We start from the raw sequence: 23,245 nt of genomic DNA, 5'->3' as shown, positions 1-23,245 counted from the left end.
AACGGTTTCCACGCGGACCCTCGCTCTCGCGCGGACGAGTCCACGAATTCGGGGCCGGCCGCGGGCGCTGGAGCGGCCTGAAGGACCGCGGCGGATCCGCGCCGACCGGACGAGAACCGGATTGACTCCACTAGCGAGACACTAAGCGTGTTCGAGCGGCCACAGTTCTCGAACGAGACCCATTTCGATGCGGCTATCCCGATGTCGCGCAGAGTGGAACATCGATCTCGTTCGGTAATAACCACGCTGAGTGATTGCGCTGGTCCGAATGGTGAAAGTGGGCAGTATTCCGGCTATTTACCCGTTGGCCACCGTTATGCGACTTGCGTCGCTGCCCTAGACTCCACGCTGTTCCGCCCGAACCTCCGATCATTCCAAATCGCTAGGAGAAATCCCGTGGCTTACCCGCCCGCCCCGGCCCCCATGCAGCAGCCCACCCCCGTCAAGCAGGGCAACGGCTTCGGCGTGACCGCTCTCGTGCTCGGCCTCGTCGGCCTGATCATCTTCTCGTGGATCCCGGGCGTGAACCTCTTCACCGCCCTCCCGATCGCCATCCTCGCCGTCATCTTCGGCATCGTCGCGCTGGCCAAGGCCGGCAGCCGCGGTGGCAAGGGCAAGGGCACCGGCGGCACGGGCCTGGTGACGGGCCTGCTCGCCATCGTCGTCGCGATCGCGGTCAACGTTTGGATCGTCAACTTCTTCGAAGAGGAAGCCGACACGATCGAGCAGGAGACCGTCCAGGACTGCGTCGACTCCGGCGCCGGCACCCAGGAAGAGTGCCAGCAGATCTGGGACGACGCCGAGGACTCCGTCTACGGCGGGTAGTCCCCCCAAGAACATGAAAGGGCCGCAGCGGTATCGCTGCGGCCCTTCGTCGTTCGCCTAGAACAGCCTGGGCTGGCTCTCGTCGATGGCGCCACGCAAGTCGTCGTAGTCGAGGACCACGCAGCGGATGCCCCGGTCCTCGGCCAGGACCCGCGCCTGGGGCTTGATGGTCTGGGCGGCGAAGACGCCGTCGACCGGGGCGAGGAGCGGGTCGCGGTTGAGCAGCTCGAGGTACCGGGTCAACTGCTCGACCCCGTCAATGCCACCTTGCCGTTTGATCTCGACGGCGACGTGCTTCCCGTCCGAGTCGCGGCACATGAGGTCCACCGGCCCGATCGCGGTCGGGTACTCGCGCCTGATGAGCGACCAGCCCTTCCCGAGCGGCCCGGTGTCGGCGGCCAGCAGCTCCTGGAGGTGCGCCTCGACGCCGTCCTTCTGCAGCCCCGGGTCGACGCCGAGCTCATGGCTCGAGTCGTGGAAGACCTCTTCGATCGTGATCTTCAGCTGGTCACCGGTCTTCTTCGAGGTCACCGTCCACTCGGTGGCGCCCTCGACGACCGTGCACGGCGGCGTCATCCAGTTGAGCGGCTTGTACGACCCCCCATCGGCGTGCACCAGCACGCTCCCGTCCGCCTTCCATATGAGCAGACGGGTGGCCATGGGCAAATGGGCCGAAAGCCGCCCCGTGTAATCAACCTGGCACCGTGCCACCAACAAACGCATGCCGAAGACCCTACCTTTCGGGCCCGATGAGGCTGGGTGTGCCGTGGGTGAGCTGAGACTTGCGCGTGCGGGGGGTGGCGGGTTGTTCTGTGGCGACTGCGGTGGTGGCGAGGAGGGTTGCTGTGGTGAGGGAGGCCCATAGGGCGGTGGGGCCGTGGGCGGCGAGGGTGGTGATGACTGCGGGGGAGATGGCGAGGCCGAAGCCGGTGGAGATCTGGAAGCGGGAGAGGGCGCGGCCGAGGAGGTGGGTCGGGGCGAGGGCGGTGATGAGTGGGGTGGCGCTGCCGGCGTAGAGGATTTCGCCGAGGGTGCAGGCGATGGAGATGAGGGCGATGGCCGGGGCGGCCCAGCTGTGGCCCAGGAGGGTTGCGGCGAGGAAGCCGAGGTAGGACGCGGCCAGGACGACGCCGGCGAGTACCAGTGCGGCGCGTCGGGAGTAGCGGGACATCAGGATGGTGACCGGCACCTGAAGGGTGACCACGAGGACCGTGTTGGCCACGAAGATCGCCGCCGACCACATCGGGGACGCGTCCACATGGGTCACCAGGATCAGCGGGAGCGCGATCTCGGGGATGTTGAGGCAGAAGACGTAGACCACGTTGGCGATCAGGAGTGTTCGCATACGTGGAACCGGTCCGGTGGCGCTGGTCTCGGATGGGGCCGCGGTCTGGTCGGTTCGAATCTTGACCGACCAGGCGAGTGCTGCGGCGGTGAGGTAGGCGAGTCCGGTTGCGGCCGCGAGCATTTGGAGCGCGGTGGCGCCGCCCGCCAGGCAGGCCGCGGCGAGGAGGCCGCCCGCTCCCATGCCGGCGTTGCGCAGTGCGCGGCCCGCCGCGAGGGCGGTGTCGCGTTCGCGGCCGTGGGCGACCGTGGCCACCAGGGCCGCGTGCGCGGCGGGCCAGGCCTGGTTGCCGATGCCGAGGAAGAGCGCCGCCGCCGCGAACAGCTCGACGTGCCCCGCCGGGGCGGCCAGCAGCAGCGCCACGCCCAGCACCCGGATGAGCATCGACGCCGCCACCACGGTGCTCCGCGCGCCGCGGTCCAGCCAGCGCCCCACCAAGGGCATGCACGCCAGGCCAGCGACGATGCCCGCGGTCATCGCGACGCCGGTGACCGGCGCGGACAGCTCCAGGACCAGCATCCCGTAAAGCAGCAGGAAAGGTCGCAGCAAGCCGGTGCCGATCGCGTCCACGGCGAGCGCGAGGGCGTAGCGGGGGCCGCCGGAAGCGCGGACGAGCGGCTGCAGTTTGGTGGTCGCCATGGCGACAACGGTGCGTTCGGCCGCGGGTTCGGTCGTGGGGGGGGGGGGGGGTGGGGGACCGACGCGGCCGCGGCGCCGGGCGGGCGGGGGGGGTGGGGGGGGGGGCGGGGGGGGGGGGGGGCCGGCCCCCCCCCCCCCCCCGCGGCCGCGGCGCGGACGGTCCGTGATGATGGGGGCGTGACGTTGAAGATCGACATCGGCGGGCTGGCGCCCGGGCAGCTGCGGTTCGCCGCCTCGCCGTTGGCCGAACTGACCGCGATGCTGCACGTGCTCGCCGAGCCCGCGCACCACCCGCAGTTCGCCGGCTGGGCCGCGGACGTCTGGGCGGGGCTCCCGCCGGAGTTGGCCGAGCGGCTGCGGGAGGCCGAGTTCCTCTGGCGCTCTTCACGGGCCGGATTCCTGGTCCCCGCCCGGCCGCGGCTGACCCTCGCCGAAGAGCTGGACGACGTGGACCGGATCGACGACGAGTCGTACGTGACCGCCGCGCTCATCACCACATGCGGCAACAACCGGGTGCGGTTCGGCGCGCCGTCGCCCCTCGTGGACGAGGCGGCCCGCGACCGGGCCTTGGACCTCGCCCAGGCCCGCGGCGCCCTTCAGGAGGCCTTCGCCGAACGGCTCCTCGCCGACCCCGCCGCCGTGCGGGCGCGGGTGCGGCGCACCCTCGAGCTGTGCGCGGAGGCGTTCTTCGACGACGCCTGGGCCAACGCGGCCGTGCCCCTCGCCACCGACCTGCGCCTGAAGCACAACCTGCTGCAGCGCCAAGGCATCGGGGCGGCACTCGCCTCGATCTCCAGCGCCGTCGCGCTGTCGGCGGACGGCGGCCACATCATCGTGGACAAGCTGCAGGACAAGGCGGTCTCCGCCCAGGGCACTGGAGTCACCTTCCTCCCCAGCGTCTTCGGCCGCCCGCACCTGGTGGTGATCACCGTGACCGGGTGGCAGCCGGTCGTCCAGTACCCCGTCGCCGAGGAGCACCCGTCGGCGCCGGTCCCTCTGGAAACCGTCACCCTCCGCCTGGAAGCGCTCGCGCACCCGGTGCGGCTGCGGCTCCTGCGCACCTTGGCGCGCGGCCCGCACACCACCGGGGAACTCGCCCACGCCTGGGAGCTCTCGTCCCCGGAGGTCTCCCGCCATCTCGCCGTCCTGCGCCGGGCGGGGCTGCTGAGCTCCCGGCGGCACGGCCGGTACGTCCGCTACAGCCTCAACCTGCCCGATCTGACGGCGCTGGGGGCCGATGTGCTGGCGGCCGTGCTCCGCTGAGCCGCTGCCGGTCTCACCCGGCGAGGTGCAGGCCGAACCCGCTGGTGCCAGGCGTTTCGAGGCCGGGGGCGAGTTCGGAGCCGCCTGGCTGGGTGAGGGCGGTGTAGTCGCCGCCGCTCTCGGATCGGTAGGGGAGCGGGTCGGTGGTGAAGGCCGTGGTGAGGCGCTGCCGGAACTGTGCGGCGATGTCGGCGTAGGCCTCGGGGGCGAGGTGGACGGCGCTGTGGGCGACGAAGGGCGGGAGGACGTCGAAGCCGGTGAAGTGGAGGAGGCCGTGGTTGAGGGGGAAGAGGAGGTCCTCGATGGGGCCGTTGACGCCGCGCGGGGTGTAGTGGCCGGCGCGGCCGCCGGTGAGGGTGGCGAGCATGGCGCGCTTGCCGGCGAGGGGGCCGTCGCCGTAGCGGGGGATCGCGGCGCCGTACGCGAAGTTGTAGGTGAAGACCCGGTCGATCCATCCTTTGAGGATGGCGGGAACGGTGAACCACCAGAGCGGGAAGAGCAGGACGACGAGGTCGGCGTCGAGCAGTTTCTGCTGCTCGGCCCGGATCTCCGGGGCGAGCCGACCGGTCTCGTAGGCGGTGCCGGACGCGTGCATGAAGTCGGTCCCGGTGATGCCGTCGAAGTCCGTGAAGTCGGCCGCCGACTGCCACTTCATGGCGTACAGGTCGGAGACGACGACCTCGTGGCCGCCCGCCTCCAGGGTGCGGACGGCGAGGTCCTTCAACGCGGCGGTCAGGGAGTTGGCGTCGGGGTGCGCGGCGACGATCAGTGCTTTCATGCCGGTAAGCCTGGCCCGGAACGCGGGGGCGCACCAGAGTCCGCTTTTCCTGGGTCCACCAGGGCCACCCTGCGGCCCCGCCCTGCGGCGGGGCCGCAGGTGCTCAGGCGGCGGTGCGGTGGCGGCGGACGGTCCGGGTGGCGAGCCAGGCGGTGAGGGCGAGGAGGAGGACCCCGACGGCGTAGGCGATCCCGCGTTCTTGGAGCCGGACCCCGAGGTCGAGTGGACGCCCGCGAGGACCGCCGAGGTGGAGGAGGCGCTGCGGCGCATGGAGGCCGAGATCGGGGATTGAGGGAACCGCAGGGCCGCAAGAGGATGCGAAACTGTGACCGACCGCACCCATTGAACGGGTTCGATTCCACCCAATAGACTCATCCGCATGCAACCCTCACCCCGAGCAGTCGCCGTGGGGGTCGACCTCGGGTCCTCGTCCACGACCGTGTCGACCCGCCGCCTCGATCACCGGGCCGAGGGCGGGGAGGCCCGATCGGAGGAGTCGCCGGCCACGACCCGCTTCGGGACCGTGCGGGCGGACGATCCGGCATTGGCCGAGTTCTCGGGGGACGACCCCTCGGTCGTCGTGCTGGCCGTCCCCGCGACCTGGACGTCGACCCGCCGCCGGGCGCACGCCGAGGCGGCCGCGAACGCCGGGTTCGACCCGTCCTTCCTCGTGTCCGAGCCCGAGGCCGCCGCCCGCCAGTACGCGGAGGTCCGAGGGGACGAAGCGGCTTCGCAGGCGCCGATCGTGGTCTGCAACATCGGCGCGGGCTCGTGCCACGTCGGCGTGGTGAGTCGCGAGAGCGACCACTACACCGTCGAGGCCGCGAAGAGCGCCGACGACATCGGCGGGCGCGAGTTCGACCGGCTGCTGCTCGAGCACCTGGCGAGCCGCCACCGCCAAGCCGACCCCGAGTTCTGGGCGCGCGCGGGGGACCCGGCCGAGACTGCGCTGCGCGCCGAGGTGCTCGACGAGGTCAGGCGCGCCCGCGAGCACCTGACCGACCATCCTTCTGTCGCGGTCTCGCTGCCGGGCCTCGCCCGCGACCTGCGCTTGACCCGCGAGGACGCCGAGCTTTGCCTGACCCCCGCGCTCCTGCGCACGGTCGACCTGGTCGAGGAGGCGATGCGGGACTCGGGCGTCGAGGCGGACCAGCTCGCGGGCGTGCTGCTGGTCGGCGGGGTGAGCCGGATGCCGCTGGTCGCCGCGGTCCTCGGCCATCACCTCGGCGTCGAGCCGGTGCGCCCCGACCTGCCTGACCTGGTGATCGCGGAGGGCGCGGCGCTCGCGGGGCTCGCCCGGATCCGCAGCGAGGGCGGCGAACCGGCCGATGCGCCCGCGGGGTTCGCCCGGCTGCGCACGAGCCCTGACGTGCTGGTGACCGTGATGGTCATTGTCATCGCCGTCGCCTCGTTCGCCGGCGTCGCGCTCCTCAACCGCGGCGGCGGTCCCGACGTCGACGAGATCGACGGCGACCCCGGCCTCGCGCCCACGCTGGGGGTGGCCGGGGAGACCACGGTCGCCGAGACCGAGCCCGCCCCTTCGGATGCGGAGGGCTCCGCCGAGCCGGTCGCGACCGAGCAGGACGAGTCCACAGGGGAGGTTGCTCCTTCGGCGGGCGGGACGACCGCGTCGCCTTCGGCCGCTGCGTCGAGCGCGAGTCCGACCCCGTTCGCGCCGCCCTCCTCCGCACAGGCGGAGACGGTCGCCGTGCCCGATGTGGTCGGTGCGAGCCTCACCGACGCGAAGCGGATGCTCGCCGAGGCCGGGTTCACCAATGTTGCGGCCCAAGGCGGCCGCCGCGACACCGGGACCCCTGAGCATGACGACTGCGAGGTCACCGCCCAGACGCCGAGCGGCGGTTCGCAGGCCGCGGCCGATGCGACGGTCACGCTGCAGTACGTCTATGTCGGCGGCGACTCCTGCTGAACGGCGCAGCGGCCCCCTCCGGAATCGGAGAGGGCCGAAAGTGCTTGCGCCGCTTAGGAGCGGACGAACTTGAGGAGCGCCTCGTTCACTTCCTCGGCGTGCGTCCACAGCAGACCGTGCGGCGCGCCCGCGACCTCCACGTACTCGGCCTCGGGGAACGCGGCGTGGAAGCGGCGGCCCGTGGCGTCGATCGGCAGGATGTTGTCCTTGTCCCCGTGGAGGATCAGGGAGGGCTTGCCCGCGGCGCGGACGGCGGTCACGTCGTCGCGGAAGTCCTCGATCCAGGCGGGCACCACGGCGTACGCGGCGACGGGCGCCGAGGTGGTGGCGGTGTTCCAGTTCGCGGTGACGACCTCCTGGCTGATACGGCTGCCCAGGTTCTCGTCCAGGTTGTAGAAGTCCTGGTAGAACTGGGTGAACCAGGCGTACCGGTCGCCCTTGGCGGCCTCGGCGATTCCGTCGAAGACGGACTGCGGGACGCCCTCGGGGTTGTCGTCGCGCTGGACCAGGAACGGCTCGAGCGAAGCGAGGAAGGCGAGCTTGGCGACCCGCTCGTGCCCGTGGTTCTTGACGTAGCGGGCGAGTTCGCCGGTGCCCATGGAGAAGCCGACGAGGATGACGTCGCGCAGGTCGAGGGTCTCGAGGACCTGGTTCAGGTCCGCGGCGAAGGTGTCGTAGTCGTATCCGGCGCCGACCTTGCTCGACTGGCCGAAGCCCCTGCGGTCGTAGGTGATGACGCGGTACCCGGCGGCGAGGAGCTCGCGGGTCTGGCGCTCCCAGCTGTGGCCGTTGAGCGGGTAGCCGTGGATGAGCACGACGGGCCGGCCGGAGCCTTGGTCCTCGTAGTAGAGCTCGACGGGGGTGCTGTTCTCGGTGCCTACGGTGATGGTGCCCATGGCAGCAGTCCTTTCGTAAAGGAGAACGGTCGTTCTCCGCTGATGTAGACTATGATAGAGAACGGTCGTTCTCAAGGCAAGGGGAGTTTCTATGATCGACGCCACAGTCGCCAGGAACCAGGTGGTGGAAGCCGCCGACCGGCTGTTCTACGCCCAAGGCGTGCAGGCGGTGGGCATGGACGCGGTCCGCGCGGCCGCCGGCGTCTCACTCAAGCGCATCTACGCCCTCTTCCCCTCCAAGGACGCGCTCGTCGCGGCCGTGCTCGAACACCGCCGCGCCCAGTGGAACGCCGGGATCGCCGCCGGAACCGCGGGCGCCGACACCGCGCGCGGCAAGATCCTCGCCGTCTTCGACTTCCTCGACGGCTGGTTCCGCGAACCCGGCTTCAACGGCTGCGCCTTCATCAACGCCTACGGCGAACTGCACGGCGGCAGCCCCGCCGTCGCCCGCACCGTGCGCGAACAGAAGGACGCCTTCCAGCGGTACATCGCCGACCTCGTGCGCGAAGCCGGCGGCCCCGAAATCCTTGCCGCGCAGATCGCGATCCTCGCCGAAGGCGCGCAGACGACCGCCGCGATCGCGGGCACCCCCGATGCCGCCGCACAGGCCCGCGCCGCCGCCGAGGTGCTGCTCGACGCCGCCCTCGCCTGAGCGCGGAGCCGGTGTCGTACCGGTTTCCTATGCTCATGGGCGTGACTGAAACTGATCCCTCAATCCCGGTGCCCGTCGACGAAGACCGAGTGGACTTCCCCGACGAGTGGCACGAGTTCATCCTCGACCGGCGCGGGCGCGGCACCCCCCGCGCCGTCACCATCGAACCCGATGCGCCGCAGCGGATGAAGGCGCTCTTCGCCGAGCGCGCCGAGCGCCTCGACAAGCTCATCGACGGGCTCGACGTCCCCGCCTACGCGCCGACGATCCGGGCCGGGATCGCCGGCGAGGCGGACCCGCAGGGCGCAGCCCTCGCCCTTTTGATGTTCGCCCAGGTGGCCCCCGGCTCCCATCAGGACTTCGAGGACCTCGGCAGGGACGCCTGGATCGTCACGCACGGCTTCGCCTTCGCGTGCCGCGCCGCGGTCGAGATGCTCGGATACGAGGTCTACTACTGGAACCGCAGCGGCGGCGCATACGGGCGCGTGAGCGTCGTGGAGCCCGACGCCCACCGGGTCGCGCTCCTCAACGCGCACCTCCACCGGATCGCCCGGCTGCGCTCCCTCCTCGCCGCTCTCCCCGAAGACGAGTACCTGGCCGTCCGCGACGCGATCGCGGCGCACCGCACCACCGACGCGAAGAAGTTCGGCGCGGCGATGCTCATGCCCGACCAGGAGGACTGGGTCCGCGAAGCCCTCGACCTCCACAAGGGATCAAAGCGGCGGCGGTACGGCGGCCAGGAGCTGGTCTGGACCATCGTCTCGACGCCCGAGCACGCCGAGCGCGCGGGCGCCACCGCGATCGGCGTCTACGGCGACGTGCCCGAGCGGATCGCCCTGGTCGTCGACGCCCTCGGCACCGACGCGCTCCCGATCCTCGTGAACACCATCGAAGGCGAGGACCGGCCGAGCACCGAAGTGCGCGACCTCCTCTTCGACGCCATCGGCCGCCTGCCCACCGACGCGGCCCTCGCCTACCTCCTCGGCGACCTCACCAACCCGCACGCCATGGCCGCCGCCGTCCAGGCCGCCCGCCGCTTCCCCGTCCGGACCCTGCGCGCGGTCCTCACGATCGCCGCGAACGCCCACGCCGCCACGAAGATCCGCCTCGCCGGCTTCGCCCGCGCGAACGGCCTGCTCGACGTCGCCGAGGCCCTGAACGACGCCGACCGCGACCGCCTCGCCGAGCTGGTGACCCGGCGCCACCCCGTCGCCGAGACCGTTCCCGAGGTCTTCACCACGCCCCCTTGGACCCCCTACACGAAGCCCGCCTCCAAGCGGGCCGCCCTCGCGCTCACACCCCCGGACCTCGACGAACTCCGCTGGGCCCCAGGGCAGCAGGACAAGTGGCGCGAACTCTCCGGCTACGCGGCCGGCTACTGGGCGGACCCCGCCCGCTGGAGCCACACCAGGGACGCCCAGGACCCGAAGGACTGGGCGTTCAACCACCTCATCGCCTACGCCCCCGACGACCGCACCCGGCCCCTGCTCGCGAAATGGGACGGCACCTCGGAATCCCTCACCACGGCGACGCTCAAACCGATCCTCGCCCGCTACGGGGACGAGGTCAAAGCGCACGTGATGGCGCTGCTCAAGCGCAAGACCTCGTTCCGGGAGGCCCTGCAGCCCTTCGTGAACCTCGACGCCGCACGGCTCGCCGCGGGCTGGCTCTCCCGTTCCCGCAACGAGCGCGCCGCCGCCAGGGCGTGGCTCGACCAGTACCCGGACGACGCCGCCGCGTTCCTGATCCCGGACGCCGTGGGCAAGGACGCGAAGCTCCGCAAGGCCGCCATGGACGCACTGCGGCACCTCGACCGGTCCGTTGTGGACGAACGCGCCGCGGCCTACGGCGAAGAGGCCGCCGAGGCCGTCGCCGCCCTGCTGGACGCCGACCCGTTCGACCCCCAGCTGCCGCGCATCCCCAAGCCCGGCGCGTGGGCCGACCCGGGCGCCCTCCCGCAGGTACTGCTCGCGGACCGCTCTGCGGCCCTGCCGGATGCGGCCGTCCGCACCCTGATGACCGCGCTGGCGATGGACCAGACCGAGCGCCCGTACCCGGGCGTCGACGCGCTGGCCGCCGAGTGCGAGCCGGAGTCGCTCGCGGCGTTCTCGTGGGGCCTGTTCGAGCTGTGGCTCTCGTCGGGTTCGCCGTCGAAGGACGCGTGGGCGATGGACCAGCTGCAGCGGTTCGCCGACGACTACGCGGTGCGCCACCTGACCGAGCGCATCCGCGAATGGCCGGGCCAGAGCCAGAACCGCAAGGCCGTGCGCGGCCTCGAGGTGCTGGGCGGGGTGGGGTCGGAGGCGGCGCTGCGCGCCGTGCACGGCATTGCGCAGAAGGCGAAGTTCAAGGCGCTCAAGAAGACCGCGACCGAGCAGATCGAGGTGATCGCCGAGCGGCTCGAGCTCACGCTCGATCAATTGGGGGACCGGCTCGTGCCGGACTTCGGGCTGGCCGAGGAGTCGCTGGTGCTCGACTACGGGCCGCGCTCTTTCACGATCAAGTTCGACGAGGCGCTGAAGCCGTACGTGATCGACGACCAGGGGAAGCGGAAGGCGAGCGCGCCGAAGCCGAACGCGAAGGACGACCCGGAGCTCGCCGGGCCCGCGTACGAACGGTTCGCAGCGCTTCGCAAGGAGCTCAAGGCCACTGCGGCCGAGCAGGTCAAGCGCCTTGAAGGGGCGATGGGCACCGGCCGCACCTGGACCGCCGCCGAGTTCCAGGAGTTCCTGATCGACCACCCGCTCATGTGGCAGCTCTCGAGCCGCCTGGTGTGGCAGGCGGGCGACGTTGCGTTCCGGCTCGCCGAGGACCGGACCTTGGCCGACGCCGAGGACGAGCCGTTCGAGCTGCCCGAGGACGCGGTGGTGCGCTTGGCGCACCCGCTGACTTTGGGCGATGAGGTCGAGGTGTGGGCCTCGGTGTTCGCCGACTACGAGATCCTGCAGCCGTTCGACCAGCTCGCCCGGCCCGCGTTCGCGCTGACCGAAGAGGAGCGCTCGACCGGGGTCCTCAAGCGGTTCATGGGTGCGAAGGCCGGCGGCGGGCCGCTCATCGGCCTGATCAAGCGCGGTTGGAAGTACGGCGGCCCGCCCGGGCGCGGCGGCTACGGCCTGTACCTCGAGTTCGCGGGCGGCGGCTACCTGTACCTCGACTCGAAGCCCGGCGTGCACCCCGGCTACGGGTACGACAACGCCGAGGAGCAGACCTTGGAGATAGTGGAGCTCTCGATCCCCGAGGGCGCCAACGTCGACCCGGTCGCGATCTCGGAGGCTATCAACGTGATCGCGAAGCTGATCAGGTCCGCGTAAGGGCGCGCCCGGAAGGGCCTTCCCCGGGGGCGTGTTCCGCCCGGGGGCGTGTTCCGCCCGGGGGCGTGTTCCGCCCGGGGGCGTGTTCCGCCCGGGGGCGTGTTCCGCCCGGGGGCGTGTTCCGCCCGAAGGCGTGTTCCGCCCGAAGGCGTGTTCCGCCCGAAGGCGCGTTCCGCCCGAAGGCGCGTTCCGCCCGAAGGCGCGTTCCGCCCGGATCCTATACTATATATCCTATAGGATCCGGGCGGCGGGGCTTAGATTCGCGCGTCGGGGGCGAGCGCTTCCAGTTCCTGCCACAGGGATTCGGGGATCTCGACGTCGAGGAGCGCGATCGTCTCGGCGGCGCGCTCGGGGCGGGAGATGCCGACCACTGTGGAGTCGACCAGCGGGGAACGGGTTGAGAACTGCAGGGCCGCCGCGATGAGCGGCACGCCGGCCCGCTCGCAGGCCTCGGCCATCGCGAAGGCCGCCGCGGCGATCGCCTCGTCGCGTTCGCCGTAGCAGTACTTCGGCTGCTGCGCAGGGCCCTTGGCGAGCATGCCGCCGCCGTACGGGGCGGCGTTGAGGACGCCGAGACCGCCGGCGCGGGCCTTCGTGAACAGCTCCTCGGCCTCGCGGTTGAGCAGCGTGTACCGGTTGTGGTTGAGCACGATGTCGAACTCGCCGGTGTCCAGGTACCGCTGGCTCAGCTGCACGTCGCCCGAAGCGACCGCGAGGTGGTCGGCCACCCCGGACTCGCGGATCTCCACGAGCGCCTCGAGGGCGCCGCCGGGGGCGAAGCCGTCCTGCTTCATGAACTCGGGGTCGTGGAGCGCGAGGATCGGCAGGTGGTCGACCCCCAAGCGCTCCAGGCTCTCCTCGAGCGAGCGCCGCACCCGGTCGCCCGAGTAGTCGCCCGTCTCCGGGTCGGCGTCCACTTTGGTCTGCAGGACGAACCCCTCGGGCAGGCCGCCGCGGCGGCGGATGGCCTCGCCGATGCGCCGCTCCGACAAGCCGTCCTTGCCGTAGTTGTTGCCGGTGTCGAGGTAGTTGACCTCGCTGTCGAAGACCGCGAGGATCGTCTGGACCGCCCGCTCGTCGTCCACTTCGTACCCGTACACCGAGTCGAAACCGGCGAGCGTGCTGGTGCCGATGCACAGCGGGGTGACTTCGAGGCCCGTTCGGCCGAGGGTGTTGCGCTGCATGTTCATCCGTTCGTCTTGATTTCAGTGCTTGCGTCGAGCCGGGCGGGGTCGAGCGCGTGCTCGATGACCATGACCCCCGCGCCGATCGCGCCGCTGCTCTCGCCGGTGCGGGCGGCCGCGATGCGCAGGTGCCTGGTGGCCAGCGGAAGCGAGCGCTGGTAGATCACTTCGCGGACGCCCGCGATGAGGTGGTCGCCGGCCAGCGCGAGGGAGCCGCCGATGACGATGATCGACGGGTTGAAGAAGTTGACGGCCCCGGCGAGTACCTCGCCGATGTCCCTGCCGGCCTGGCGGACGAGGCGCAGGGCCGGGACGGAGCCGGAGCGGGCGAGTTCGACGACGTCGAGCGAGCCGCCCGCGTCGACTCCTTGCGCGGTGAGGTTCCGGGCGATGGCGGCGCCGCTGGCGACGGCTTCGAGGCAGCCGGTGTTGCCGCAGCGGCAGTGGACGTCGTCGGCGCCGGCGACGCGGATGTGCCCCATGTCGCCGGCGGCGCCTTGCGCGCCGCGGTAGACCTGGCCGGCGGCGATGATGCCGCAGCCGATGCCGGTGGCGGCCTTGATGAAGAGCAGGTGCTCGTATTCGGGCCAGGCGGTGAAGTGCTCGCCGAGGGCCATGATGTTCACGTCGTTGTCGACCATGACGGGCACGGGGATGCGTTCGCGCACGTAGGCGGGGACGTCGAAGCCGTCCCAGCCGGGCATGATCGGCGGGTTGACGGCGCGGCCGGTGTCGTGTTCGACGGGGCCGGGGAGGCCGATGCCGATGCCGAGGAGATCTGAGGCGGGGCGGTCGACCTCGGTGAGGAGGGCGAGGCCATGTTCGACGGTCCAGTCGAGGACCGCTTTGGGGCCCTGGGCGATGTCGAGGTCGGCGGTGGTGACGGCGAGGACGTTCCCGGCGAGGTCGGTGACGGCGAGGCGGGCGTGGGTGGCGCCGAGGTCGGCGCCGAGGACGATGCGCGCGGCGGGGTTGAACGCGAAGGTGGCGGGGGGCCGGCCGCCGGTGGAGGCGGTCTCGCCGGTGGGGGCGATGAGCCCGGCGGCGAGGAGGGCGTCGATGCGGCCGGTGACGGTGGAGCGGGCGAGGCCGGTGAGCGCGGAGAGTTCGGAGCGGGTTCGCGGGGTGCCGTCGCGCAGGAGCTGGAGCAGCGCTCCGGCGCCGACCGAGGCGCCGGGGGTGCCACGGCGGGGCGCGGTTGAAGCGGGCACGGCTGAGCCGGGCGCCGTCGAACCATCTGTCACACGACTAGTGAACCACACGGGTTTGGACGGAGGCATGACGTAACTGTTTCATAACGCCGACAACTTTTGCTTGTGCGCTGTCATAAGTCTGCCCTACGGTCGTCATATGGTTCACGTCACGATCACCCGGCAGGACTACCGGGCAGCGGTCATCGGCACCGGCTTCATGGGGCGCGTCCACGCCCGCGCCATCGCCGTGGCCGGCGGTTCGCTCGCCGGGATCGCGGGGTCCACTCCGGAGCGGGCCCGCGAGGCCGCCGCGGACCTCCGCGCCGAGACGGTGTTCGACGACCTCGACGCGGCGCTGGACGCCGCGAACGTCGTGCACGTCTGCGTCCCCAACCACCTCCATGCCCCGATCGCCTTGGCCGCCATCGCGGCCGGGAAGCACGTCGTCTGCGAGAAGCCCCTCGCGACCGACGCCGAGACCGCCCGCGCGATGACCGAGGCCGCGCGGGACGCGGGCGTGGTCGCCACCGTGCCGTTCGTCTACCGATTCCACCCGATGGTCCGCGAGGCCCGCGCCAGAGTCGCAAGTGGACGGATCGGGCGCCTCACCCTCGCGCACGGCTCCTACCTCCAGGACTGGCTCCTCCGCCCCGGCGACGACAACTGGCGGGTGGACGCCGACAAAGGCGGCGCGCTGCGCGCCTTCGGCGACATCGGGTCCCACTGGTGCGACCTCCTCGAGTTCGTCTCGGGCGACCGCATCACCGCCGTCAACGCCCAGCTCGCCACCGCCAACCGCCAGCGCTCCGGCCGCGACGTCTCCACAGAGGACATCGTGACGCTGCAGTTCGCCACCGCCGGGGGCATGGTCGGCTCCACGGTGATCAGCCAGGTCTCCGCCGGGCGCAAGAACCGGCTGCTCCTGGAGATCTCCGGCACCGAGTCGACCATCGCGTTCGACCAGGAGCAGCCCGAGACGCTCTGGCTCGGCGGGCGCGACCAGAACGCGATCCTCATGCGCGACCCCGAGCACCTCAGCCCCGACGCCGCCCGCCTGACCCGCGTCCCAGCGGGTCACGCGCAGGGCTACCAGGACTGCTTCGACGCCTTCGTGACCGACACCCGCGCCGCCATCGAAGGCGACGCCCCGGACGGGCTGCCCACCTTCGCCGACGGCCTGCGCGCCGCGCGCATCGCCGAAGCCGTGTTCGCCTCGGGCCGCAGCCGCGACTGGGCGGAGGTGCCGCGATGAGCGCGCTCCTGGCCATGCGCGGCATCGGCAAAGCGTTCCTCGGCGTCCAGGTGCTCTCCGCGGTGAACCTCACCGTGAGCAGGGGCGAGGTCCACGCCCTGGTGGGGGAGAACGGCGCCGGCAAGTCCACGCTGATGAAGATCCTCGCGGGCGTCCACACCGCTGACGCCGGCACTGTCGAGCTGGACGGCCGCGCCGTCGCCTTCACCCACCCCGCCGCCGCCCAGAAGGCCGGGGTCGCCTCGGTCTTCCAGGAGTTCAACCTCCTGCCCGAGCTCACCGTCGCCGAGAACGTCCACCTCGGACACGAGCCGCGCCGCCGCGGCGGCATCGACCGCAAGGCCATGAACGAGGCCACGGCCGCGGCGCTCGCCGATCTCGGGGTCGACGACCTCGCCCCGACCGCGAAGGTCGGCACGCTCTCCGTAGCCCACCAGCAGATCACCGAGATCGCGAAGGCCCTCTCCCAGGGCGCGGACCTCATCTGCATGGACGAGCCGACCGCCGCCCTGGCGGACGCGGAGGTCGCGCTGCTGTACCGGCTCGTGGTGCGCCTGCGCGAGCGCGGTGTCGCGGTCCTCTATGTCTCCCACCGGCTCCGGGAGATCTTCGACCTGTGCGACCGAATCACGATCCTCAAGGACGGCCGGCTCGTCGACAGCGTCGCCACGGCCGACATCACGCCGGACGAGCTCGTCACCCGCATGGTCGGGCGCCGCATCGAGGCCCAGTTCCCGCCCCGCCTGCCGGGCACGGAGACCGGCGATGTCCGGCTCAGGATCGAGGGCGGTGGCAACGACTATGTGGACGGTATCGACCTGGAGGTGCGCGCGGGCGAGATCGTGGGCCTGGCCGGGCTCCAGGGCTCGGGCCGCACCGAGATCGCCGAGGCGGTCTTCGGGATCACCCCGTTCACGCGCGGCACGGTCGCGGTCGACGGCCGGCCGGTGCGGCTCTCCCGCCCCCGCAAGGCCATCGCCGCCGGGATCGCGCTCGTCACCGAGGACCGCAAGGCCCAGGGGCTCGCGCTCCACCAGTCGGTGAAGGCCAACGCCCGCATGGTGCTCGACGCGAACGCCCGCGTCCACTCCCGCCAGCGACTGGGCCGCATCGAAGGGCTTCTCTCCAGCCTCGACCTCGTCGCCCGCGGCGACGACCAGGAGGTCCAGTTCCTCTCGGGCGGCAACCAGCAGAAAGTGGTGGTCGCCAAGTGGCTCGCGGCCGAGCCCGGCGTGATCGTGCTCGACGAGCCGACGCGCGGGATCGACGTGGGCGCCAAGCACAAGCTGTACTCCGTGATCCGCTCCCTCGCGGCCGAAGGCCTCGCGGTGCTGCTCATCGCCTCCGAGCTCATCGAGGTCATCGGCCTCGCCGACAGGATCGCGGTCCTCCACGACGGCCGCATCGCCGGGGAGCTGCCCGGCGGCTCGACCGAGCAGGAGGTCATGGCCTACGCCACCGGCCGCCGCTCCGGCCCGTCCGATGCCGAAGGGAGCGAACCGGAATGACCGCCCAGACCCCTCGCCCCCGCCTGGGCACCACCGCCCTCATCTACCTGGCCCTCGCGGGCGTCCTCGTGCTCGGCGCCGCCGCCGTGGCGATGGACGGCGGGAACCTCTTCGCGACCGCGAACCTCGTCGACATGCTCACCCGCACCAGCCTCACCGGGTTCCTCGCCATCGGCATGACCCTGGTGATCCTGTGCCGCTCCCTGGACCTCTCGGTCGGGTACACGGCGGCGCTCTCGAGCCTCGTGGCGGCGACCACCATGGACGGACAGGCCGCGAACGTTCCGCTCGCGGTGGCCCTGGTGCTCCTCGTCTCCGGCCTCATCGGCTCCGCGAACGGCGCGATCATCGCGTTCCTCAAGGTGAACCCGTTCATCGCGACGCTCGGCACCGGCCTGATCCTCAAGGGCTACTTGGACACCCAGTACAAGGGCCCGGCCGGCGACGTGCCGTCCGTGTTCCAGCAGTTCGGGTACACGCGGATCGGGTTCGTCCCGGTCTCGGCGCTGGTGATGCTCGCGGTAGCCGCCGCGGCGGTCTGGTACCTCAGGTCGACGCGCACCGGCCACCACATGTACGCGGTGGGCGGGGACGTCGAGGTCGCCCGCATGTCCGGCATCCGCACCACCCGCGTGCTGCTCACCGCCCACGTCCTGTGCGGGATGTGTGCGGGGATCGCCGGGCTGCTGCTCGCGGCCCGGTTCGGCACCGGCTCGGCCGAGGCCTACACGAACCTGTACGAGCTGGACGCGATCGCCGCGGTCGTGCTCGGCGGCACCCTCCTCCTCGGCGGCAAGGGCGGCGTGGCGGGAACCGTTGCGGGCGTGGCGATCCTGGCCGTGCTCGACACCGTGTTCAACGTGATGCAGATCGACCCGTTCGCGAAGGACGTGCTGCGCGGCGCCGTGATCATCACGGCCGTCGCCCTGTACGCCCGCCGCCAGCTCGACCGCACCGCCCGCAGACCCCGCTTCGCCGCGACGCAAGGGAGGCAGTCATGACCCGCGCCCGCAGGCTCGGCGCCGCGCTCCTGGGCGGCGGCACCGGCACGGTGTTCCTCCTGCTCGTGCTGATCTTCGCCGGCATCCTCGCGCTCAACCCGGGGTTCTTCGAGGGCCCTTCACTCATGGCGTTCCTGAAGCAGGCCGCGCCGCTGGTGATCCTGGCGGCCGGGCAGTACTTCGTGATCGTCTCGGGGAACTTCGACCTCTCCGTGGGCGCGCTCGTGGGCGCGCAGGTGGTGATCGCCGCAAGGCTCATCGACGGCGAGGAGTCCCGCACGGTCCCCGTCATGCTCGTGATGCTGGCGTTCGGCATCGGTGTGGGCCTGGTGAACGGGCTCATCACCACCGTCCTCAAGGTCCAGTCGTTCATCACGACGCTCGGGATGCTCCTGGTCCTGTACGGCGCGATCCGGCTCTGGACCGGCGGCGCCCCCACGGGCAGCCTCTCGGAGGCGTTCCGCACGCCGGGGCGGCTCGGCATCACCGATGTGCCGCTGGTGGGCCAGATCCCGTGGGCGCTGCTCATCATGCTCGCCCTCGGCGCCGGCGCGATCCTCTTGATGCGCACCAGGTTCGGGCGCATCCTCATGGCCTCGGGCGACAACGAGCTCGCCGCGAAGCTCTCCGGCGCCCGCGTCGACGCGGCCCGCACGGCCGCGTTCGTCCTCTCCGGGGTCTCCGCGACCGTGGCCGGCATCCTCATCGGCGGGTTCGCGGGCGTGAGCGCCCAGGTCGGCGAGGGCCTGGAGTTCACCGTGATCACCGCGGTGGTCCTCGGCGGCGTCGCGCTCGGCGGCGGCCGCGGCACGGCCCTCGCGGCCATGGCCGGGGCGCTCGCCATCGAGGCCCTGTTCACCCTCTTCAACCAGATGGCGCTGCCCGCGACGCTCCGGCCCGCGGTGCAGGGCGCCATCATCATCGCCGCCGTGGCCTACGCCGCCCGGCGGCGCACCCGACCCGCCTTGCAAACCACTGCCAGTCCCTCATGAAAAGAAGGTCCGCATCATGCAGACGACACGCCTAGCCTTCGCCGCGGCGGCCGCCCTCGGGCTGCTCCTCGCGACAGGCTGCACCACCGACGCCCCCGCCGACGACGCCGCCACCGACGAGTCCGCCCCCGCGGCCGACTCCGGCGAGTGGTTCGTCCAGGCCGAGTACGACGAGCAGCTCGCCCAGCGCGACATCGAACCCGAAGGCGACCCGAACACGCCCTGGCTGCAGGCGATCGAGCCCGAATGGGTCGACACGAGCGCGTTCACCCGCGAAGGCGGCGACGCCACCGTGTGCTTCTCGAACGCCTCGGTCTCCAACCCGTGGCGCGTGACCGGCTGGATCACCATGCAGGAGCAGGTGAAGGTCCTCCAGGAGGCGGGCGAGATCGGCGAGTTCCGCACCTCGGACGCCGGTGACGACGACGACCAGCAGATCTCCGACATCCAGGCGTTCGTCGACTCCGGCGAGTGCGACGCGCTCATCATCTCGCCCTCGACCACCGCGACCCTCACGCCCGCGGTCGAGACCGCTTGCGCCTCAGGCATTCCGGTGATCGTGTTCGACCGCGGCGTGAACACCGACTGCGCGACCACGTTCATCCACCCGATCGGCGGCTACGCCTACGGCGCGGACGCCGCCGAGTTCCTGGTCGAGAACCTCGAGCCGGGCTCGAAGGTGCTGGCGCTGCGCATCCTCCCGGGTGTGGACGTGCTCGAGCACCGCTGGGCCGCGGCGCAGCAGATCTTCGGCGACTCCGAGCTCGAAGTGCTCGGCAACGAGTTCACCGGCGGCGACGCCGCCGAGATCAAGAACATCGTCACCCAGTACCTGCAGCGCGGCGACGTGGACGGCATCTGGATGGACGCCGGCGACGGCGCGGTGGCCGCGATCGAGGCGTTCGAGGACGCCGGGAAGCCCTACCCGGTCATGGCCGGCGAGGACGAGCTCTCCTTCATGCGCAAGTGGGAGGAGACCGGGATGACCGCGATCGCCCCGGTGTACTCGAACTTCCAGTGGCGCACCCCGGTGCTCGCTGCCACGATGATCCTGAACGGCGAGCAGGTGCCGGCCGAGTGGGTGCTCCCGCAGGAGCCGATCACCGAAGCCGACCGCGACGAGTACCTGGAACGGAACGCCGAGATGCCCTCACTGCACTACGCGAAGTTCGGCGGCGAGGACCTGCCGGGCTTCCCCGACGCCTGGCGCGACCGTTGACCCGAAAGATCGGCGTCAACACCTGGGTCTGGGCCTCGCCGCTCGATGACGAGGCCCTGGCCCGGCTCGCCGTGCGCGTGCGCGACTGGGGGTTCGACACGATCGAGCTCCCGGTCGAGTCGCCCGGCGACTGGGACCCGCAGCGCGCCAATGAGCTCCTCAAAGGACTCGGCCTCGACGCCACCGTGGTGCTCGTGATGGGCCCGGGCCGCGAACTCGTGGACGCCCCGCGGGCCGTGGTCGCCGAGACCCAGGCCTACCTCCGCCGCGTCGTCGACGCGGCGGTCGCGGTGGGCTCCAAGGTGATCGCCGGCCCGGCGTACGCCTCGGTCGGCCGCACCTGGCGCATCGCGGACCGGCCCGCGGCCTACCGCGAACTGCGCGAGCACCTCGCCCCCGTCGCCGACTACGCGGCCGAGTGCGGCGTCCACATCGCCGTAGAACCGTTGAACCGCTACGAGACCAGCCTGGTCAACACCGTCGACCAGGCACTGGAATCACTTGATGGTCTGCCCGGCACCGCACTGGCCCTCGACGTCTACCACATGAACATCGAGGAGACCGACATCCCGGCGGCGATCGTGCGCGCGGGGGACCGCATCGGACACGTCCAGGTGAGCGCGAACGACCGGGGCTCGCCCGGCCGCGACCACCTCCCATGGGCTGGGATCCTGCACGCGCTCGACCTGGCCGGGTACACCGGACCACTTGTCATCGAGTCGTTCACCGCGCACAATGCCACTATCGCGACGGCCGCCTCCATCTGGCGGGCGCTCGCGCCGACCCAAGACGCCCTCGCCGTCGACGGACTGACCTATCTGAGGAGTCTCACCGATGCCTAGACCGATCACCCTGTTCACTGGCCAGTGGGCCGACCTGCCGTTCGAGGAGGTGTGCCGGCTCGCCGCGGGCTGGGGCTACGACGGGCTGGAGGTGGCCTGCTGGGGCGACCACCTCGACGTGGTGCGGGCCGCCGAGGACGACGACTACGTGGCCGAGCGCAAGGGGATCCTGGAGTCCCACGGCCTGGGGCTGTGGACGATCTCCAACCATCTTGTGGGCCAAGCGGTCTGCGACGACCCGATCGACGACCGCCACCAGGCGATCCTCCCCTCCCGCGTGTGGGGCGACGGCGAGCCCGAAGGGGTGCGCAAGCGCGCCGCCGAGGAGATGAAGGCGACCGCGAAGGCCGCCGCGAAGCTCGGCGTCGACACGGTCGTTGGCTTCACCGGCTCCGCGGTCTGGAAGTACGTGGCGATGTTCCCGCCCGTCTCCGAAGCGGTGATCGAGGCCGGCTACGACGACTTCGCGGACCGCTGGAACCCGATCCTCGACGTCTTCGACGAAGTGGGCGTCCGCTTCGCGCACGAGGTGCACCCCTCCGAGATCGCCTACGACTACTGGTCGACCCACCGCGCGCTCGAGGCGGTCGGCCACCGGACCGCGTTCGGGCTCAACTGGGACCCGAGCCACATGGTGTGGCAGGACATCGACCCGGCCGCGTTCCTGTGGGACTTCCGCGAGCGGATCTACCACGTGGACTGCAAGGACACCCGCAAGCGCCTCGACGGCCGCAACGGCCGCCTCGGCTCGCACCTGGCCTGGGGCGACCCGCGGCGCGGCTGGGACTTCGTGTCCACCGGCCACGGCGACGTGCCCTGGGAGGACTGCTTCAGGGTGCTCAACGCCATCGGCTACGCGGGCCCGATCTCCATCGAGTGGGAGGACGCCGGCATGGACCGCCTCCGCGGCGCCCCCGAAGCCCTCGAGTACGTGCGGAACCTGAACTTCGACAAGCCGACGGCCTCCTTCGACGCCGCGTTCAGCTCCGACTAGACCGATCCGCAAAGGATGAGACCCCGGGCCGCGCGAGCGGCCCGGGGTCGTCTCGCCCCTAGGCGAACGCGAACAGCGGCGGGAAGGCCAGCACCACGATCCACGCCCACGCCGCGTACACCGGCACGTAGTCCGTCTGCCACCGCTCCAGCAGTGCGAACCGCTTGCGGCCCTTCACGATCCCCCAGTACAGCCACGCCGTCCAGGCGAGGTTCACGAACAGGATCAGGTTCTCGCCGAGCGCCGCGCTCTTGTTCGGCGTGAACCCGAACTCGGTGATCCGGCCCAGGATCGCGATGAGCACGAGCACGTCGATGAGCAGGGCGCTCACCACGAGCGCGAGCTGCATCCAGTCGAAGACCCCCGGGGGAGCGCCCGGGTCGCGCGCCGAGATCGAGTACAGGACCAGGGCGAGCACGACCACCAGCAGCAGGTCGAAGAGGATGAGCATGTCCCGCTCGACGTCGATCGCGTTGGTGGTCACCGCGATCGCCACGAGCACGGCCACCAGCGTCACCGCGAACAGCGGCGTGAACACGCGGGTGAGCACCGGCGCCATGTTCTCGATGACGCTCTGCTTCGCCTCCACGAGCCAGGCCGCGACGACCACGGCGGCCGCGCCGCCGCAGGGGATGAGCCATTCGCTGATGAACGTCTCGGCGTCGATCCCGATGGCGCTGAACGTGCCGATGGTGATCCCGGTGAGCACGCCGCCGCCGAGGCCGATGAGCACGAGGTAGATGAACCACTCGCCGCTGAAGCGGATGAAGTCCATGCGCCGCTGCCCCGAGCGCCAGTCGCCTTCGGCGTACGCGACGCCGACGACCAGCCACAGCGCCAGCGGCAGATGGATCGCACTGAGCACTATGGACTGCGAATCGTCCGCCACCGGGTACACGTTGGCACCCAAGGCACCGAGCGCGAACAGGCCGGCCAGTGCGAGCACGGTGTTGCGGGAGACCCTGCGGCGCCACGCGAAGTACACCGTGAGCGGCGCGAGGATGAGCAGGCCCATGTTGCGCCCGTAGAACTCGGCGCTGTCGTCGAACCCGAAGCCGAACAGCGCCGGGAGCTTCACCGCCAGCACGCCGAGGGCCGCGCAGACGACCATGACGAGCAGGCCGCGGCGCCGCTCGGCCTCGGCGGGCGCGTCCTCGTCGGTGAGCACGAGCTGCTTCCACAGCCGGTCGGAGTGCTCGCGGGCGAACTCGCGGGAGAGCTCGTCCATGCGGCCCATGCGCTTCACCGCGATGAGGAACGCCTCGTCGGGGCGCAGGCCCGTCTCGGTGAGGTCGGCGACCCGCTCGCGGAGGTGGTCCTCGAGCTCGTCGACGTCGGCGCTGGCGACGGCGCGGCGGCGCAGCATGTAGGAGCGCCATTCGGCGATCTGCGTTTCGAGCTCGGTGTCGTTCTCGGGTCTCATC

Annotated in this window: 20 protein-coding genes; 13 read left to right on the top strand and 7 right to left on the bottom strand. The window is 71.3% G+C overall.

Features of this window, described 5'->3' with window-relative positions:
• The first annotated feature begins 396 nt into the window (after window positions 1–396).
• Window positions 397–825 carry a hypothetical protein gene (locus tag O2L52_RS09890; RefSeq protein WP_270115217.1) on the top strand — a complete coding sequence of 143 codons (429 nt, stop codon included), beginning with the start codon at window positions 397–399 and terminating at the stop codon, window positions 823–825.
• Window positions 826–882: 57 nt separating this feature from the next.
• Here the strand turns inward: O2L52_RS09890 and nucS are convergent, their stop codons facing one another.
• Window positions 883–1,548: an endonuclease NucS gene (gene nucS, locus O2L52_RS09885; RefSeq protein ID WP_270115216.1), complete on the bottom strand. Its 666-nt coding sequence runs from the start codon at window positions 1,546–1,548 to the stop codon at window positions 883–885.
• Between the two features lie 10 nt (window positions 1,549–1,558).
• Window positions 1,559–2,809: an MFS transporter gene (locus tag O2L52_RS09880; protein WP_270115215.1), complete on the bottom strand. Its 1,251-nt coding sequence runs from the start codon at window positions 2,807–2,809 to the stop codon at window positions 1,559–1,561.
• A 177-nt stretch (window positions 2,810–2,986) separates the two neighbouring features.
• Between O2L52_RS09880 and O2L52_RS09875 the strand changes: the two genes are divergently transcribed.
• Window positions 2,987–4,072 carry a DUF5937 family protein gene (locus O2L52_RS09875; protein WP_270115214.1) on the top strand — a complete coding sequence of 362 codons (1,086 nt, stop codon included), beginning with the start codon at window positions 2,987–2,989 and terminating at the stop codon, window positions 4,070–4,072.
• Window positions 4,073–4,085: 13 nt separating this feature from the next.
• On the opposite strand, the gene O2L52_RS09870 is transcribed toward O2L52_RS09875, so the two are convergent.
• Window positions 4,086–4,850, bottom strand: coding sequence for an NAD(P)H-dependent oxidoreductase (locus O2L52_RS09870; protein WP_270115213.1), 765 nt, complete (start codon window positions 4,848–4,850; stop codon window positions 4,086–4,088).
• Between the two features lie 118 nt (window positions 4,851–4,968).
• On the opposite strand from O2L52_RS09870, the gene O2L52_RS09865 reads away from it, so the two are divergent.
• A complete protein-coding gene (locus O2L52_RS09865) occupies window positions 4,969–5,142 on the top strand; it encodes a hypothetical protein (protein WP_270115212.1) in 174 nt (57 codons plus the stop codon).
• Between the two features lie 87 nt (window positions 5,143–5,229).
• Entirely contained in the window at window positions 5,230–6,777 is a 1,548-nt protein-coding gene (locus tag O2L52_RS09860) for an Hsp70 family protein (protein ID WP_270115211.1), read from the top strand.
• A 53-nt stretch (window positions 6,778–6,830) separates the two neighbouring features.
• Here the strand turns inward: O2L52_RS09860 and O2L52_RS09855 are convergent, their stop codons facing one another.
• The gene (locus O2L52_RS09855; RefSeq protein WP_270115209.1) at window positions 6,831–7,673 is read right to left on the bottom strand and encodes an alpha/beta fold hydrolase; all 843 of its coding nucleotides are present in this window, start codon (window positions 7,671–7,673) and stop codon (window positions 6,831–6,833) included.
• Between the two features lie 91 nt (window positions 7,674–7,764).
• On the opposite strand from O2L52_RS09855, the gene O2L52_RS09850 reads away from it, so the two are divergent.
• The gene (locus O2L52_RS09850; RefSeq protein ID WP_270115208.1) at window positions 7,765–8,325 is read left to right on the top strand and encodes a TetR/AcrR family transcriptional regulator; all 561 of its coding nucleotides are present in this window, start codon (window positions 7,765–7,767) and stop codon (window positions 8,323–8,325) included.
• Between the two features lie 41 nt (window positions 8,326–8,366).
• Window positions 8,367–11,636 (top strand): DUF4132 domain-containing protein, encoded by a 3,270-nt coding sequence (locus O2L52_RS09845; protein WP_270115207.1) that lies wholly within the window; start codon window positions 8,367–8,369, stop codon window positions 11,634–11,636.
• Between the two features lie 254 nt (window positions 11,637–11,890).
• Here the strand turns inward: O2L52_RS09845 and O2L52_RS09840 are convergent, their stop codons facing one another.
• Together O2L52_RS09840 and O2L52_RS09835 are read right to left on the bottom strand one after the other, a co-directional pair.
• Entirely contained in the window at window positions 11,891–12,820 is a 930-nt protein-coding gene (locus O2L52_RS09840) for an aldo/keto reductase (protein ID WP_270115205.1), read from the bottom strand.
• 2 nt (window positions 12,821–12,822) lie between these two features.
• On the bottom strand, window positions 12,823–14,100 hold the full coding sequence (locus O2L52_RS09835; RefSeq protein WP_373897012.1) for an ROK family transcriptional regulator: 1,278 nt from the start codon (window positions 14,098–14,100) through the stop codon (window positions 12,823–12,825).
• 70 nt (window positions 14,101–14,170) lie between these two features.
• Between O2L52_RS09835 and O2L52_RS09830 the strand changes: the two genes are divergently transcribed.
• From O2L52_RS09830 to O2L52_RS09800, 7 genes are read left to right on the top strand one after another with little or no spacing between them, the layout of a single operon-like run.
• Window positions 14,171–15,265, top strand: a complete 1,095-nt coding sequence (locus tag O2L52_RS09830) for a Gfo/Idh/MocA family protein (RefSeq protein ID WP_270115203.1) — start codon at window positions 14,171–14,173, stop codon at window positions 15,263–15,265.
• Window positions 15,262–16,773 (top strand): sugar ABC transporter ATP-binding protein, encoded by a 1,512-nt coding sequence (locus tag O2L52_RS09825; protein WP_270115202.1) that lies wholly within the window; start codon window positions 15,262–15,264, stop codon window positions 16,771–16,773. The genes O2L52_RS09830 and O2L52_RS09825 overlap by 4 nt, the downstream gene beginning before the upstream one ends.
• Complete coding sequence (locus O2L52_RS09820; protein WP_270115201.1) at window positions 16,770–17,774, top strand: ABC transporter permease; 1,005 nt, start codon at window positions 16,770–16,772, stop codon at window positions 17,772–17,774. Before O2L52_RS09825 ends, O2L52_RS09820 begins: the two co-directional genes overlap by 4 nt.
• The gene (locus tag O2L52_RS09815; protein WP_270115200.1) at window positions 17,771–18,766 is read left to right on the top strand and encodes an ABC transporter permease; all 996 of its coding nucleotides are present in this window, start codon (window positions 17,771–17,773) and stop codon (window positions 18,764–18,766) included. Before O2L52_RS09820 ends, O2L52_RS09815 begins: the two co-directional genes overlap by 4 nt.
• Before the next feature lie 16 nt (window positions 18,767–18,782).
• Window positions 18,783–19,985: a substrate-binding domain-containing protein gene (locus tag O2L52_RS09810; RefSeq protein ID WP_270115199.1), complete on the top strand. Its 1,203-nt coding sequence runs from the start codon at window positions 18,783–18,785 to the stop codon at window positions 19,983–19,985.
• A complete protein-coding gene (locus O2L52_RS09805) occupies window positions 19,982–20,827 on the top strand; it encodes a sugar phosphate isomerase/epimerase family protein (RefSeq protein WP_270115198.1) in 846 nt (281 codons plus the stop codon). Before O2L52_RS09810 ends, O2L52_RS09805 begins: the two co-directional genes overlap by 4 nt.
• Window positions 20,820–21,821, top strand: coding sequence for a sugar phosphate isomerase/epimerase family protein (locus O2L52_RS09800; RefSeq protein ID WP_270115197.1), 1,002 nt, complete (start codon window positions 20,820–20,822; stop codon window positions 21,819–21,821). The genes O2L52_RS09805 and O2L52_RS09800 overlap by 8 nt, the downstream gene beginning before the upstream one ends.
• A 58-nt stretch (window positions 21,822–21,879) precedes the next feature.
• Here O2L52_RS09800 and O2L52_RS09795 read toward each other — a convergent pair whose 3' ends face one another.
• Entirely contained in the window at window positions 21,880–23,244 is a 1,365-nt protein-coding gene (locus O2L52_RS09795) for a permease prefix domain 1-containing protein (protein WP_270115196.1), read from the bottom strand.
• Window position 23,245: the final 1 nt, after the last annotated feature.

Source organism: Glycomyces algeriensis (genome assembly GCF_027622855.1).
Classification (GTDB): Bacteria; Actinomycetota; Actinomycetes; order Mycobacteriales; family Micromonosporaceae; genus Glycomyces; species Glycomyces algeriensis.
The sequence above is the reverse complement of the archived record's forward strand: the minus strand, read 5'-3'. Positions and strand labels throughout refer to the sequence as shown.

Excerpts from the sequence above, each read along its gene's own strand:
- nucS (WP_270115216.1), bottom strand. The coding sequence starts at position 1,548 with ATGCGTTTGTTGGTGGCACGGTGCCAGGTTGATTACACGGGGCGGCTT.
- O2L52_RS09880 (WP_270115215.1), bottom strand. The coding sequence starts at position 2,809 with ATGGCGACCACCAAACTGCAGCCGCTCGTCCGCGCTTCCGGCGGCCCC.
- O2L52_RS09870 (WP_270115213.1), bottom strand. The coding sequence starts at position 4,850 with ATGAAAGCACTGATCGTCGCCGCGCACCCCGACGCCAACTCCCTGACC.
- O2L52_RS09860 (WP_270115211.1), top strand. The coding sequence starts at position 5,230 with ATGCAACCCTCACCCCGAGCAGTCGCCGTGGGGGTCGACCTCGGGTCC.
- O2L52_RS09855 (WP_270115209.1), bottom strand. The coding sequence starts at position 7,673 with ATGGGCACCATCACCGTAGGCACCGAGAACAGCACCCCCGTCGAGCTC.
- O2L52_RS09850 (WP_270115208.1), top strand. The coding sequence starts at position 7,765 with ATGATCGACGCCACAGTCGCCAGGAACCAGGTGGTGGAAGCCGCCGAC.
- O2L52_RS09840 (WP_270115205.1), bottom strand. The coding sequence starts at position 12,820 with ATGCAGCGCAACACCCTCGGCCGAACGGGCCTCGAAGTCACCCCGCTG.
- O2L52_RS09835 (WP_373897012.1), bottom strand. The coding sequence starts at position 14,100 with ATGCCTCCGTCCAAACCCGTGTGGTTCACTAGTCGTGTGACAGATGGT.
- O2L52_RS09830 (WP_270115203.1), top strand. The coding sequence starts at position 14,171 with ATGGTTCACGTCACGATCACCCGGCAGGACTACCGGGCAGCGGTCATC.
- O2L52_RS09825 (WP_270115202.1), top strand. The coding sequence starts at position 15,262 with ATGAGCGCGCTCCTGGCCATGCGCGGCATCGGCAAAGCGTTCCTCGGC.
- O2L52_RS09820 (WP_270115201.1), top strand. The coding sequence starts at position 16,770 with ATGACCGCCCAGACCCCTCGCCCCCGCCTGGGCACCACCGCCCTCATC.
- O2L52_RS09815 (WP_270115200.1), top strand. The coding sequence starts at position 17,771 with ATGACCCGCGCCCGCAGGCTCGGCGCCGCGCTCCTGGGCGGCGGCACC.
- O2L52_RS09810 (WP_270115199.1), top strand. The coding sequence starts at position 18,783 with ATGCAGACGACACGCCTAGCCTTCGCCGCGGCGGCCGCCCTCGGGCTG.
- O2L52_RS09800 (WP_270115197.1), top strand. The coding sequence starts at position 20,820 with ATGCCTAGACCGATCACCCTGTTCACTGGCCAGTGGGCCGACCTGCCG.
- O2L52_RS09795 (WP_270115196.1), bottom strand. The coding sequence starts at position 23,244 with ATGAGACCCGAGAACGACACCGAGCTCGAAACGCAGATCGCCGAATGG.